We start from the raw sequence: 14746 nt of genomic DNA, 5'->3' as shown, positions 1-14746 counted from the left end.
TTCTTATACTTAACGGCTTAATGATGAAAGCGTTTTGCTTCAATCACATCGTCTATTTGGCTAATTTTACTCAGCAGTTTATTTAACGAGTCCAAGTTGTACAGTTCCATCGTCATATTAATCACCGCGGTTTGCGCTTTAATATCCGAACTACTGCTCATACTGGTCACGTTGGCTTTTTCATTGGCCAAGATACTGGTGATATCGCGTAACAAGCCATTACGATCATTGGCCACAATCCGAATATCGACTTCGTAACCAGAGGCATACTTGTCGCCCCAAGTGGCATCAACCACCCGCTCTGGATGTGAATCCAATAAAGTCTTGAACTGATCGCAATCATCACGGTGAATCGCAATACCACGACCTTGCGTGATATAGCCAATAATGGCATCGCCTGGTAACGGCTGACAACAGCCCGCCATATGTGTTAGCAAATTACCCACACCTTGCACCACCACATCACTTTTCACTTTATTAGTGGGTAGCGGTTTGGTTTTTAAACGCGGATCAATCTCGGGTAATTCATGATTTGGGCTTTGGCTTTGAATAAAGTGGACCACTTGTGTCACTTTGATTTCACCACCGCCAATGCCGACTAATAGCTCGTCCATGCTATTGACATTAAAGCGTTGCAACACCTTGGTTGGTGCTTCAATCAGCAGGTTTAACCGATTCAATTCAGCATCGAGTAACTCACGACCGGCTGACAAATTCTTATCACGATCTTGTAAGCGGAACCAATATTGCACCTTAGAGCGTGCCCGGCTTGATTTTAAATAGCCTAAATTAGGATTTAGCCAATCTCGGCTGGGGTTGGGCTCACGCCCCGTAAGAATTTCGACCTGATCACCGGTTTTTAATTGGTAGGTAAAAGGCACGATGCGCCCAGAGATTTTCGCGCCGATACAACGATGTCCAACATTAGAATGTACATAGTAAGCAAAATCTAACGGTGTCGAGCCCATCGGTAAATCAACAATATCGCCTTTGGGCGTAAAGACATAAACGCGATCTTCAATAACCTGAGTACGCAACTCTTCAGCCAAGTCGGTGCCATCGGCTAAATCTTCTTGCCATTGCAATAACTTACGTAACCAGCTAATTTTTTCATCGTTCGCCACGGTTTTGCTGGCCGCGCCGCCCTCTTTGTAACGCCAATGCGCTGCAACACCCAACTCGGCATCTTCATGCATTTGTCGCGTACGGATTTGGATCTCGATCGGCCGCCCTTGTGGGCCTAGCACCACGGTATGAATGGATTGATAACCATTTTGTTTTGGCGTGGCGATGTAATCGTCGAACTCTTTGGGTAAATGTCGCCAATTGGTATGCACTAACCCCAAAGACGCATAACAATCTTGCACACGTTCGGTCACAATCCGAACCGCTCTGATGTCATACAACTGTTCGAAAGACAGCTGCTTTTTCTGCATTTTCTTCCAAATGCTAAAAATGTGTTTCGGCCGCCCGTAAACTTCGGCTTGCACTTGCGCATCGAGCATTTTTTGCCGAACCGCAGCTACAAAATCTTGCATATATTGTTCGCGATCTAAGCGTCGCTCTTCCAGTAAACTGGCCACCTGTTTATATGTGGTTGGATGCAAATAGCGAAACGCCAGATCTTCAAGTTCCCATTTTAATTGGCCAATACCTAAACGGTTGGCTAAGGGCGCAAAAATAGCATTGGTTTCTTTCGCCGCGAGAACACGCGTTTCTTCATCGGCATCTTTCACATCACGCAGATAGCAAATTTGTGCCGCTAATTTAATCACCACCGCGCGCACATCTTCTACCATGGCTAGCAACATGCGCCTTAAGTTATCCGCTTGTTGGCCATCCGCACCTTGCTTAACGCTGGTTGGGATAGTGCGGATCGCTTCCATTTGTTGCACTGCAGACAGCAGCAAGGCCACCGGAGCAGAAAAATTGGCTTCAATCTGCGCCAATTCCAGCAGGCCCGCCTCAAAAGCAGGAAATAACAAGGAGGCAAGCAGTGAGTCCTGATCCATTTTAAGATCAGCCAAAATCTCTACCATTTCCCAGCCGGTTCGCACCTCTAGCACATCGTCGTCTAGTTGTTGCTGTTTTAGCCAGGCTGCGCATTCTAATAATGCACCAATCCTTTTTTCAGACAGCCCCAGTGAGCACAGCCATTCGACTGTCTCACCACCATGGTAGCCACTGCTGTGTGACTGGCGCACCCTAACCATGTTTTGTCCTCATTAAAATAAGTCGTTCCAGCTTATTGCACGTCACGAAAGTCAGCCAGATTGGCTAACGACTGAACAACGCCATCAATTCCAGATGACTCGTGTGGGGAAACATATCGATGCCAGCAATCTTTTGCAACTGATAACCCGACTGTAACAACACTTTTGCATCGCGCGCAAAGGTCGCGGCATTGCACGATATGTACAATATCTGTGCCGGTTTTAGCTTAACCAGTTGTGGCATCGCGCCTTCGGCGCCGGCTCGGGCAGGATCAAGCACGATCTTCTGGTAAATCGGGTTATTCCAGTCCGTTTTACCCCAAGCTAGATGCAAATCGGCTTGCCAAAACTGGGCGTTCGTAATGCCATTAAGTTGGGCATTCGCCGTGGCTTGCTGCACCATAGTGGCAAGCCCTTCAACACCATGCACCAATTTAGCGCGCTGCGCCAAGGCTAAACTAAAATTGCCCATACCTGCATACAAATCAAGAATATTATCCTCAGCATGCGGCTGCAACCATTGTAGCGCTAATGACACCATTTGCTGATTTAATTGCGGATTGACTTGAATAAAATCAGTTGCGGCAAAGGCCAACTCTAAACCTTGCTCGCTTAACCGATAACGCGGACTCGGCGCATTAGGCTGCCAATTTGTTAACTGCCCTGCTTCGGCTTCACCCAGCCAAACCGCTTCAGGCCACGCCGTAACAAATAATTGTTGCTCAGCGGTGGTCAATTGCTTTGTGTGCCTCACAATTAAAAACACTTGCTGCTCAGCGGCAATCACTTCAACATGCGTGATCGCACTCGGCTCTGATAATTGTGGTACAACCTGTTGTAATACTGCAAAAATAGGCTGTAACTGCGGCTGCAGTACAGCACAGGTATTAATGGGCGTGAGGGTTTTGCTGGCACTTTCTCGAAAGCCAACCGTTAGCTGCTTGCGTTTACGATCAAACCAGACACCAATTCGCGCTTTACGCCGATAACCTTGATCGGGCCCCGTTAACAATGGCTGCCATGGCAACTCGCCTAAACCGGTTTGATGACGGATTAATTCATCTACACCTTGTTGTTTTAATTGTGCTTGCTCGGCACTGGCCACATGCTGCAATTGACAGCCACCACATAACTGATAATGCGGGCAAAAAGGCGTCACTCGCAATGGGCTGGCTTTAAGTACCCGCTCAACGCGCGCTTTAATAAAATGCGTTTTATCTTCAGTCACTTTAGCAAGCACCTGTTCGCCTGCTAAAGCACCGCTGACAAAAGCAATCTTCTGTTGCCAACGACCAATACCATTGACTTCATAATCGGTCGATTCCACTTGCAATTTTACTTGCTGGCCAAGGTGTTGCGATTTTTGTTTCGGTTTATAGAGCGTTACCATTCGATGCAGGTCTTATAGGCATTTAAAGGATCATGTGTCATTATGACATGGCTGAGCTTAATTGTAACAAGTGCCGTGCCCTGATGAAAAAAATTGGTCTACGTTTTTGGTTAATTCTTTGTAGTGTGCTACCCAGCTTGCTGGTGGGTATACTGCTGGCTAGCTATTTTAACCACCGGCAACAACAGGCCAGTGAATTACACTTGCATGAGCGTGCTGCCAATGTCGCCCTGATGTTGGCAATTAGCAGCCAACCCCTGTTACAACAACAGCCACTAAAAACCGTTCTGCCTTTGCTGGAACATGCTCATCGTTTAAATGCCCCCTTGATTACCAGTATTTCGTTATTTGATGCTGAGGGCCGTTTATTACTCACCAGCAATAGCCAACAAGATTTATCTACTCATGCGGTGCATCAACAAGCCACTAAGCCTTCGCAAATCCGCTTTTATTCGTCCCAACCACAATTAATTGTCTATCAGCCATTATTGCGCGATAACAATTTACTGGCAGAAGACCCTGGCTATTTGCTATTACAGTTTGACCAACAACATATTTTATTACAGCAACAATTAGGGGTGCTGCAAAGCGGCGCTTTAATTGCTTTAGTCTTGCTGCTCGCACTGGGTTTAACCCTATTTTTAATTCAAAAACTGCAACCTGAACTGCAACGCTTGAAACGGCAAATGCAGCAATTGATGGATGGTCAATATCGACTGCGGCCTTATTTGTTAGGTGTTAGAGAGTTTGATAATTTTCAACAAGGCTTATTGAAATTAGCCGAACACCTGTCTCGGCTAGAGCAAGAAATGCAGCAAAATATCGAACAAGTAACTAGCGATTTACGACTGAGCATGGAGCAACTGGAGATCCAAAACATCCAGCTCGATTTTGCGAAACGCAAAGCGCTAGAAGACAACCGACAAAAGTCGGATTTTTTAGCCAAAATGAGCCATGAATTACGCACCCCGTTAAACGCCGTCATTGGCTTTACCCGGCAATTATTAAAAACCCCGCTGACTCACCATCAAAGTGACTATCTACAAACTATCCAGAAGTCAGCGAATAGCTTATTGAATTTGGTCAATGATGTTTTGGATTTTTCGCGGTTAGAAGAAGGCCGTATGTCGATTAATCCTGAGCCGTTTTCTCTGCGCGACGTGCTAAACGATACCATCGAATTATTAGTCAGCAACGCCTTTGATAAGCAATTAGAGTTGGTGTTATTGGTCGAGCCAGATTGCCCTGATGCCGTGGTAGCCGATCCGGCCCGATTAACTCAGGTATTGATGAATATTGCCGGTAATGCCATTAAATTTACTGAGCATGGCAGTATCATCATTCGGGTTAAAGCCACCAGTTTGAATGATGAACAAATTCAGCTACAAATTTCGGTTAAAGATACCGGTCGTGGCATCAGTGAAGATAAAAAACGTCATTTATTTGATGGCGTCACACCCCTTGAGCAAAGCGACCAACAAACCGGCTCTGGCTTAGGCTTGCTTATCTCGAAACGGTTAGTGCTAGCCATGCAAGGTACTATTGGCTTTGAAAGCAAGTTAGCCGAGGGGTCAACTTTTTGGTTTACCATTAAGTGCCAACGCCATCAATTGTCGGTTGCCGAAGCGTTACCACTAGAGTTGCTGGCTGAAAAAACCGTTTTGTATTTTGAACCACAGCAATATTCACGCGAGGCCACCTTACAACTGTTGAGCAGCTGGGGAATGGTGGTTACGGCATGCGCCACCAAAGCGCAACTGCAACAAGCGCTCAGTAAGACTAAGGCTTATGATATCGGTTTATTAGGCCGTGCCGTTGCGATTAATCAAGTTAATGAAATTATTACGCTGGTGCAGCGCATTAAAGCACACTGTCAGCATGTCTATTTGTTGGTGAATACCTTATCACCCAACTTGCGTGAGGTATTGCTCAGCTCAGGCGCCAGCGCTTGTTTACCCAAGCCGGCTCATATGCGCAAATTAGCTTTAACCTTAGCTCAGCCCTATACCGACATTGCTCAAGCCAATGGCCAAAGTGAAGAGATGCTATCGCCAGGCTTAAAAGTGTTAACGGTCGACGATAACGAAGCCAACCTAAAACTGATTAATACGCTTTTACGTGAGCATGTGCATGTTCTGGATTCGGCTCGTGATGGTGCCGCCGCGTGGCAGAAATCGACGCAGCATGCCTACGATATTATCTTTATGGACATTAATATGCCGGTGATGGATGGCATCACGGCGTGTCAACGCATTCGACAAAGCTCGTTAAATGAGCGTACACCGATTATTGCTGTGACCGCACATGCGATGGATGGCGAGCGTACACGCTTAATCAATGCCGGCTTTAATGAATTTTTAACCAAACCGTTAGATGACAAAATGCTGTTGTTTACCTTGCAAGAGTATTGTCAGCTGCAAAAACATCAAGATACCCAGCAACAAGCCTTACAAGTGGTGCCTTTAATCGATTGGCCCATGGCGTTACAACGGGCGGCAGGTAAACCGGAATTAGCGCAAGAGATGCTGCTGATGTTGTTAAAAAGCTTACCGCAGTCTGAAAAACAAATTAACCAAGCGATTAGAGACAATGACCAACAAATGCTGCTGCATGCCTTACACAAACTGCATGGTGGATGTTGTTATACCGGTGTACCCAGGTTAAAAAATCTACTGGAAGCGCTTGAAACACAATTAAAACGCGGCGCCAATATCAAGCTATTAGAGCCGGAGTTATCTGAGTTAGACGATGTTATCCAACTGCTCTATGGCATCGATCCGTCGATGCCAGAGCCCTGAGCTTAAGATTCTAAAATGACCGTGGCACAAGCATAAGCCTGCTCATCACTAATACTGAGCCAAACTGCGGTAACGCCCTTCTCGGCAGCTAACACAGCGGCTTGCTCGGTTAAGGTTAACTCAGGCTTGCCCCAGACATCATTACGGATCTCAAAATGTTGAAATGAAATGCCACGACCAATACCGGTACCCAAGGCTTTTGCCGCGGCTTCTTTCGCGGCAAAACGTTTTGCAAAGTAACGCTCGGGTTGCCGATGATTTTGATATTGCTCTTGCTCAAACGGGGTTAACACCCGCAGCACTAATCGAGGGGTCTGCTGCAAACTTCGGGCAATGCGTTCTATCGCCACAATATCAGTACCTAGGCCGCGGATCGCCATTAACGACGTGCCTCCACCATCAGCCGTTTCATTTCGCTTACTGCTGGGCCTAAACCGCTAAAAATGGCGCGGGCAATAATGGCATGACCAATATTAAGCTCGTACATTTCAGGGATAGCCGCAATAGGCTGTACGTTATGATAATGCAAACCATGGCCCGCATTGACCGTTAACCCCAATGAAGCCGCATAGGTTGCAGCCTCTTGAATACGCTTTAGTTCGGCTAACTGCTCCGCGGGATGCTTGGCTTCGGCATACTTACCCGTGTGGATCTCGATAAAGGGTGCGCCGACTTCGGCTGCGGCAGCAATTTGTTTCTTATCGGCATCAATAAACAGTGACACCAAAATATTATCTGCGGCAAGTTGCGCCACAGCATCACGCATTTGGCTTAATTTACCGGCAACTTCTAAACCGCCTTCGGTGGTCAATTCTTCACGCTTTTCTGGGACTAAACAGCAAAAATGCGGTTTCAGTTTAGCCGCAATGCCCAGCATTTCATCGGTCAGTGCCATTTCAAAATTGAGCCGTGTTGCGATGGTCTCGCGTAAAATAAACACATCGCGATCAATAATATGGCGGCGGTCTTCGCGCAAATGCACGGTAATGCCATCCGCACCGGCTTGCTCAGCCATCATTGCCGCGTGCACTGGCTCGGGATAATAAGTGCCACGTGCATTACGCACTGTTGCCACGTGATCAATATTGACACCCAAATAAATTGCCGTCATTTTTCTCTCCACTCTTTGGGTTACGCCTTATCGGACGAAGTAAATAATGCCCTGCTGGCTAAAGGTTTATTGCCCAGTAACGGGGCCAGTAATTGTCGAGTCAGTTGCTTAGCCACCGGTAATAGCCCAACAACATGCCATTGCTCTGCGGCCAGCGCTAGCAACATAGCACCAGGCCAGCCTTGCTGCACGGGCACCAAGCCTTGCTCTGACACGTAACTATAATGCTGATCGGCTTGCAAAGGTCGATCATAGCAGTCAGATGACCAGTCAGGTAATACGCCTAATTCGTCTAATAAGGCCAATTCAAATTGGCGCAACGCACTTTCTAAACCCGTTGCTTGTTGTTGTACCTGCACTAGCGCGGCTAATGCCTGTTGATATAAAGCAAATAAGTTATCTGATGGCTGATCAGCAGGCCATATACGACATATCAATTCATTGAGATACAGACCACTGAACAGCACCTTACCGCTTAATTGGCTGGCGGCACTGCTCTCTTCGAGCTGTTTTACCGTTTTTAAGTCACTGCGACCGGTTAAACTGACCGAGAACAACTGAAAAGGTTGGAGTGCGCGATGCTGTTTGCCACTGCGTCGCCGCACAACAGCGCTAATGCGCCCTTGCTCAGGTAACAACAGTGACAATAAAAGTTTATCTTCCTGAAAGGGACGGCTATGCAAAATATAGGCAGGCCAGAGCTTAGCGTCCATTGGCGAGCTTAATCTTCGCCGTAACCTAAGCTGCGCAGCGCCCGCTCATCATCTGCCCAACCCGATTTCACTTTAACCCAGACTTGCAAAAACACCGGCGCATCCAACATGTCCGCCATATCTAGCCGGGCTTCGGTGGCAATTTGCTTGATCCGCTCGCCTTTGTTACCAATGACCATTCGCTTCTGACTTTCGCGCTCAACCAGTACTAACGCTGCAATATGAAAGTGTTTTTCTTCCCATTTAAAGCGCTCGATCTCCACCGTAACGGCATAAGGTAATTCATCACCGAGAAAGCGCATCAGTTTTTCACGGACGATTTCTGCTGCCATAAAACGCTGCGAGCGATCGGTAATATAATCTTCTGGGAAAAAGAATTCGCAAGGCGGCAACTGGCGTTGTATCACTTTACGAAGAGCTTCAACATTATCGCCGGTTTCAGCAGATAACGGTACCACGTCTAAAAACGGTAACTGGCTACCCAACCACTGTAGATGCGGTAATAAATCTGATTTGTCTTTATACAAATCGACTTTATTCACTACTAACACTACCGGTTTATTGGCCGCGATCAGTTTGTTCAGAACCATTTGATCGTCATCGTGCCAACGCGTGCCTTCAACCACAAAAATCACACACTCAACGTCTTGAATTGATGACGAAGCCGCTTTGTTCATCAGGCGGTTAATCGCGCGTTTTTCTTCAATATGCAGGCCTGGGGTATCGACATAGACGGTTTGATACTGCTCTTGAGTATCGATACCGACAATACGATGACGTGTTGTTTGTGGTTTTTTTGACGTAATACTGACTTTCTGACCCACTAATTTATTTAACAGGGTAGATTTACCGACATTCGGCCGCCCAACTATGGCCACCAAACCGGCAAAAGTCGTTGCTGCGTCGGGCTGTTGCTTATCTGTCATGTTTAATTTGTTCCAAAGCCAACTGAGCCGCATCCTGCTCAGCTTTGCGCCGAGATGAACCGGTCGCATTAATCGGGGGCATGCCTGGCACGGTGCAACGCACAGTGAAAGTTTGCTGATGAGCCTCACCCACGGTGGCAATCACATCGTAGGTAGGCAAGGGTTTACGTAACCCTTGTAAATATTCTTGCAGCAGGGTTTTCGAGTCTTTTTGCTGGCCTGGGGTAATCTCTTGTAAACGCTGTGCAAACCACAACATGATTTGTGCTTTACACGCTGCCATACCGCTATCTAAATAAATTGCCCCAATAATCGCCTCTAGCGCATCCGCTAAAATCGATTCTCGACGAAAACCACCGCTTTTTAACTCACCTGGCCCTAAACGTAAAAATTCAGATAAGCCTAATTCTTGGGCAATAGAGGCTAAGGTGACCCCTTTTACCAGCGCCGAGCGCATGCGTGTTAAATCGCCTTCGCGGGTCTCTGGAAAACGCTCAAATAACGCTTCCGCAATGACCAGACCCAGTAAGGCATCACCTAGAAATTCTAACCGCTCGTTATGTTGTCCTTTACAACTGCGGTGGGTCAGCGCCTGCTCCAATAAGGCGGGTTGCTGAAACTCATAACTTAATTTGCGCATCAGCGGTGCTAACGGTTTATGCATAAAACACTCTTAATGGATCGGTCCTAGTCGTGCAAAACGTACACCAACCGGAACCCAACGCGGTAACCAGCTATTCGGGTCTTCGCTAAATTCAAAACTCATCCAGACAAATACCGCTTTACCAACCATGTTATCGGCAGGCACAAAGCCCCAAAACCGACTATCAACACTGTTGTCGCGATTATCACCTAGTACAAAATAGTGGCCTGCAGGTACAACAAACTCATCAATACCCGTACCTGGCTGACGATAGAAATCCTGTAGATTGTCTGGCAGCATCGGCGTTTGCAAAATATTGTGCGTTACTTGCCCCAGCGTTTCTTCATATCGGCGTTGTGGTAACGGCCCCATAAAGAACTCGGCTTCGGCTTGAAAGGTTAACGGGATCATTTCTAAATTGCCGCAGCCGCTGGTTTGACCTTCGCTACAAGCACGTTGGATATACAATTGCTTTTGCTTATACACAATGCGATCGCCAGGCAAACCCACAACCCGCTTGATATAGTCTAAACGTGGATTAGGCGGATATTTAAATACCGCAACATCTCCACGTTCAGGCTGATTGTTTGACCACAGGGTTTTGCGCCAAACCGGATCTTTCACATCATAAGAAAACTTTTCTACCAAAATAAAATCACCGACCAATAAAGTCGGCATCATCGATCCTGACGGAATTTGAAACGGCTCGTATAAAAACGAGCGTAACAAGGTGATGCCCGCAACCACCGGTAAAATTGAAATAGCGGTTTCAACAATAGCCGGTTGTTTTAAAAAGTCTTGTTGAACCTGTTCTGGCAATACCGACTTCGATTGGGCATTGGCAAAAGCTAATTTTTGCTGCCGCTTCGGCGCGAGTAAAAACCGCTCTAATAACCAAGTAACGGTACATGCTAACGTCAGTAACACCAAAAATATTGCAAAATAACCAGCCATTAAGCTTCCTTAATCATGCGATCGGGGTTTATTTACCCACTTTTAAAATGGCCAAGAAGGCTTCTTGTGGCACTTCCACATTACCCACTTGTTTCATCCGTTTTTTACCGTCTTTTTGCTTTTGTAACAGCTTTTTCTTCCGGCTAATATCGCCACCATAACATTTCGCTAATACGTTTTTGCGTAATTGTTTTACAGTAGTACGAGCAATAACATGGTTACCAATAGCTGCTTGAATGGCAATATCGAACATCTGCCGTGGGATCAGCTCTTTTAGCTTTTCCGCTAACTGCCGGCCTCGGCCTTGTGCAAAATCGATATGACTGATGATGGCCAGCGCATCTACCCGCTCGCCGTTAATCAGGATATCAACCCGCTGCATATTCGAGGTTTGGAAACGTTTGAAACTGTAATCCAATGACGCATAACCGCGACTGGTCGATTTTAAGCGGTCGAAGAAATCCATCACCACTTCGGCCATCGGCAGTTCGTAAACCACGGCGACTTGTCGACCATGGTAGCTCATATTAATTTGCGTACCGCGCTTTTCGATACAAAGGGTAATAACGTTGCCTAAATACTCTTGCGGCACCAAGATATGCGCTTCAACGATAGGCTCACGGATCTCATCAATATCATTTACCGCAGGTAAATCGCTGGGGTTATCCACTAAAATGGTCTCGCCATTTTTGGTGACCACTTCATACACTACCGTTGGTGCTGTTGTAATCAGATCCAGGTCGTATTCCCGCTCCAACCGCTCTTGAATGATTTCCATGTGCAACATACCCAGGAAACCGATCCGAAAGCCAAAGCCTAAAGCGCCTGAGTTTTCTGGTTCATAAAATAATGACGAGTCATTTAAGCTTAACTTAGCCAGCGCATCACGGAAGTCTTCATAATCATCGCTGGACACCGGGAAAACACCCGCATACACCTGCGGTTTAATCCGTTTAAAACCCGGTAAGGCTTTTTCAGCGCTGTTTTTTGCCAAGGTTAAGGTATCACCCACTGGGGCGCCCTTAATTTCTTTAATACCGGCAATCACAAAGCCTACTTCACCGGTTTTCAATTCGCCGGTATTGGTGGCTTTCGGGCTGAACACCCCGACTTTGTCTACTTCAAAGATTTGACCACTCGACATCACTTTGATTTTGTCTTTGGTTTTGATACTGCCGTGTTTTACCCGAACTAAGGAGACAACACCTTGGTAGGCGTCAAACCAAGAATCGATAATTAATGCTTGCGTCGGGGCATCCGGCTCACCTTCTGGGCAAGGAATTTTTTTAACGATGGTTTCTAACACATCCTTGATACCCAAACCGGTTTTAGCCGAACACTGCACCGCACCGAGGGCTTCAATACCAATAATATCTTCGATTTCTTCAGCTACCCGCTCCGGCTCTGCCTGTGGTAAGTCGATTTTATTCAGTACCGGGATAACTTCTAAATTCATGTCCAAGGCGGTATAGCAGTTGGCAACGGTTTGTGCCTCTACCCCTTGTCCGGCATCCACTACCAATAAGGCGCCTTCACAGGCAGCTAACGAACGGCTCACTTCATAAGTAAAGTCTACGTGGCCTGGCGTATCGATAAAGTTTAGCTGGTAAGTATTGCCATCATCCGCAGGATAATACAGCGTCACACTCTGTGCTTTGATGGTGATACCACGTTCACGCTCCAGATCCATGGAATCCAGCACTTGTTGCTGCATTTCACGATCACTTAAACCGCCACAATATTGGATCAGGCGATCGGATAAGGTAGATTTTCCGTGGTCAATGTGGGCAATAACTGAGAAATTTCTGATATGTTCAAGTTTAGGCATGGTATCCGCAAGAAACTAAGCGTATGGCCGCCGTCGCTGTCAGTAAATGACCAATAGCTTAAGGCTAACCATACAGGTTATTAATAAAATTAGCGCGAATTGTACTCTATCCCGCAGCAGCTTGCTATGGTTGTTAAGCGTCAGTCGCTGCAGGGTTTAGCTTTATACTGGGCAGTACGCTTAAGATGATCACTTGCTCTTGCTGGCTTTGCAAAGACTGATTATAACGCCGAGCTAAAGCAAAGCCGCTGGCACCGCCGAACAGTGCGCCCAACATCAACCAGCCCTCGGCCGGTTGCCATAGGCTTTGCATGGTCACCACCACCACTAACATCAACACTAAGGGTAATAAATAGACGGCCAAGGCCGCTAACACTAAGCCTTGCTCGGCAACACCAATCGTCACTTGTTCACCGGGTAACAGCTGTAACGGAGTTTTGACAAAAAAGCGATTTTGGCGAGGTGTAAAGGTTTGCGCTACGATGCCAGTACCGCAATCAGTACTGACATGACAGCTATGACAGGTCCCAGCCGGTGTGGTGTTTAGCCAGACCCCATCGGATTCAATGGCTAATACGGTGGCAATTTCTTCAACCATGGGGCAGCTGGCTCATCATTAGCGCACCGCAGCGGCTAAACGCTTGGCCGTTTCAATGCTGATTGGTCCAATCACGGTCACATCCTGTTTAGCATCGGCTTGTACATAAATGGTGGTGGCGCCATCACGGTAAGCTTGAGTGGGTAACTGGTGGCTATTCTGCACAAAAACCGACACTTGATGTAAGCCATCTGACAATAACCAGTAACTGAGAACATCAGGTTGTAACTGCGGCACTAACAATGGATCGTCGCTAATGCTAAAACCCTTCGGTAACCAGCTAAGTTGGTGCGGTTGCGAAGCCGGTTTGGCCACCACGGGCGGTGTCAGCGCAGGCAACTCAATTTCCAGCAATTGCGCTATGGTATCGGGAAGTTCAGGAGTGATGCGTAAATGCGTGACCTGCCAAATCTCTAAAGCACGGTTTTTGTTATTGGGATGTTGTTCAGACAAGGTATCAATGCGCAGCGGAAAGCCGGTTTGCACATCTACCCACAGCCAATAATGATGCCGATTATCATCAATAGCAGATAGCCTTAATAGCTGGGCACTGCGACCGTCCATCAGCGAACTGCTGCCAGCGACCGCATCGTATAGGCTGCGAATCTTTTCGGGGCTTTGAAATAATAATGGCGGCAGTTCTTTAATACTGCTGCTTTGGGTCACGAGAGAAGGACGCTCGCTGAGTAAATAATACACTTTGTCGCTGCGTCTAACGATATCGACCCCATCGGCGTACATTGGGATCAGATGTTCAATTTCTTTATCACCCGAACGGCCATGCAACCAACGATAGGTCTCGGCTTGGCCGCCTTTAAGCACGACATAAGAAACGTCAAAATTGTGCTGTTTAACACTCTGCTGCACTTTATCAAATAAAGCCCAACCCGTTTCTTCGGCACTTGCCGGCTGACTACAACACAGCACGACTATACTACAGATGCCAAACAGCCATTTCATCATTATTGCTCGCGTTTTCCCTGTGTTGAGGTTTTGTTCGTTTGCGTTTCAGAAACTCGAATTTGCTGACGGTGTGCCTGTAATAACGCTTGCAGACGTTGCTGTTGCTCTAACATCGCTTGCTGCTCTTGCGCTTCAAAACGATTTTCAACAGACGTTTGACTTAAACTCACTGGCGTGGCAAAACCGGCAACGGGGCGAGTTTGTAACAGAGGCGTTGGCGCACTCAGTTGCTGTTCGAGCGGTTGCTGATATTGCTGCACACCAAATACCGCGACTAAAGCGACACTGGCGGCAATAGCACCATGTGCTGCCGGTTTAAACCATTCGGTATTCGCCGCCTGCCGTAAGCCGTTTTTCATTTTCTGTAATAAACTGCTGCTGTTTTGCAATTGGTAAGTTGGCTCTTGTTCCAACATACTGGCCAAGTTATCGGCAAAATCCAGTGGTAACACACTTTCGGCTTCGTTTCGAAGCACGGCACCAGCCAACTGATAGCGCTGCACGGTTTCCTGCAAATCAGGCTGCTGTAACAATTCTGACAGTTGCTCGGCAGTTAACGCGTGATTATCGGCGGCTTGTGACAGCCATTCTTGCTTTTCTGACAACATA

General features: G+C 47.0%; 13 protein-coding genes. 1 reads left to right on the top strand and 12 read right to left on the bottom strand.

Annotated features, from left to right (window positions below; all coding sequences use genetic code 11):
* Positions 1-17 precede the first annotated feature (17 nt).
* On the bottom strand, positions 18-2213 hold the full coding sequence (gene relA, locus ACUJFK_RS05215; protein ID WP_306177064.1) for a GTP diphosphokinase: 2196 nt from the start codon (positions 2211-2213) through the stop codon (positions 18-20).
* 64 nt (positions 2214-2277) lie between these two features.
* Complete coding sequence (rlmD, locus tag ACUJFK_RS05210) at positions 2278-3603, bottom strand: 23S rRNA (uracil(1939)-C(5))-methyltransferase RlmD (protein WP_445426274.1); 1326 nt, start codon at positions 3601-3603, stop codon at positions 2278-2280.
* Between the two features lie 83 nt (positions 3604-3686).
* On the opposite strand from rlmD, the gene ACUJFK_RS05205 reads away from it, so the two are divergent.
* Positions 3687-6401 (top strand): response regulator, encoded by a 2715-nt coding sequence (locus ACUJFK_RS05205; protein WP_226749611.1) that lies wholly within the window; start codon positions 3687-3689, stop codon positions 6399-6401.
* Positions 6402-6403: 2 nt separating this feature from the next.
* Here ACUJFK_RS05205 and acpS read toward each other — a convergent pair whose 3' ends face one another.
* The 10 genes from acpS to ACUJFK_RS05155 all read right to left on the bottom strand — a co-directional run bounded on the left by acpS (position 6404) and on the right by ACUJFK_RS05155 (position 14745).
* On the bottom strand, positions 6404-6781 hold the full coding sequence (acpS, locus tag ACUJFK_RS05200; RefSeq protein WP_226749610.1) for a holo-ACP synthase: 378 nt from the start codon (positions 6779-6781) through the stop codon (positions 6404-6406).
* A complete protein-coding gene (gene pdxJ / locus ACUJFK_RS05195; RefSeq protein WP_226749609.1) occupies positions 6781-7512 on the bottom strand; it encodes a pyridoxine 5'-phosphate synthase in 732 nt (243 codons plus the stop codon). The genes acpS and pdxJ overlap by 1 nt, the downstream gene beginning before the upstream one ends.
* Before the next feature lie 20 nt (positions 7513-7532).
* Positions 7533-8225 (bottom strand): DNA repair protein RecO, encoded by a 693-nt coding sequence (gene recO / locus ACUJFK_RS05190; protein ID WP_445426273.1) that lies wholly within the window; start codon positions 8223-8225, stop codon positions 7533-7535.
* Between the two features lie 8 nt (positions 8226-8233).
* Positions 8234-9151: a GTPase Era gene (gene era / locus ACUJFK_RS05185; RefSeq protein ID WP_226749607.1), complete on the bottom strand. Its 918-nt coding sequence runs from the start codon at positions 9149-9151 to the stop codon at positions 8234-8236.
* Positions 9141-9815, bottom strand: a complete 675-nt coding sequence (gene rnc / locus ACUJFK_RS05180; protein ID WP_226749606.1) for a ribonuclease III — start codon at positions 9813-9815, stop codon at positions 9141-9143. Before rnc ends, era begins: the two co-directional genes overlap by 11 nt.
* Before the next feature lie 9 nt (positions 9816-9824).
* Positions 9825-10748 carry a signal peptidase I gene (gene lepB / locus ACUJFK_RS05175; protein WP_226749605.1) on the bottom strand — a complete coding sequence of 308 codons (924 nt, stop codon included), beginning with the start codon at positions 10746-10748 and terminating at the stop codon, positions 9825-9827.
* A 28-nt stretch (positions 10749-10776) separates the two neighbouring features.
* Entirely contained in the window at positions 10777-12576 is a 1800-nt protein-coding gene (lepA, locus tag ACUJFK_RS05170) for a translation elongation factor 4 (protein WP_226749604.1), read from the bottom strand.
* 133 nt (positions 12577-12709) lie between these two features.
* On the bottom strand, positions 12710-13174 hold the full coding sequence (locus tag ACUJFK_RS05165) for a SoxR reducing system RseC family protein (RefSeq protein ID WP_445426272.1): 465 nt from the start codon (positions 13172-13174) through the stop codon (positions 12710-12712).
* An 18-nt stretch (positions 13175-13192) separates the two neighbouring features.
* The gene (locus ACUJFK_RS05160; RefSeq protein ID WP_445426271.1) at positions 13193-14137 is read right to left on the bottom strand and encodes a MucB/RseB C-terminal domain-containing protein; all 945 of its coding nucleotides are present in this window, start codon (positions 14135-14137) and stop codon (positions 13193-13195) included.
* On the bottom strand, positions 14137-14745 hold the full coding sequence (locus ACUJFK_RS05155) for a sigma-E factor negative regulatory protein (RefSeq protein ID WP_445426270.1): 609 nt from the start codon (positions 14743-14745) through the stop codon (positions 14137-14139). Before ACUJFK_RS05155 ends, ACUJFK_RS05160 begins: the two co-directional genes overlap by 1 nt.
* Between the last annotated feature and the right edge of the window lies 1 nt (position 14746).

The sequence above is a fragment of the Alishewanella sp. HL-SH06 genome (assembly GCF_052656265.1).
The sequence above is the reverse complement of the archived record's forward strand: the minus strand, read 5'-3'. Positions and strand labels throughout refer to the sequence as shown.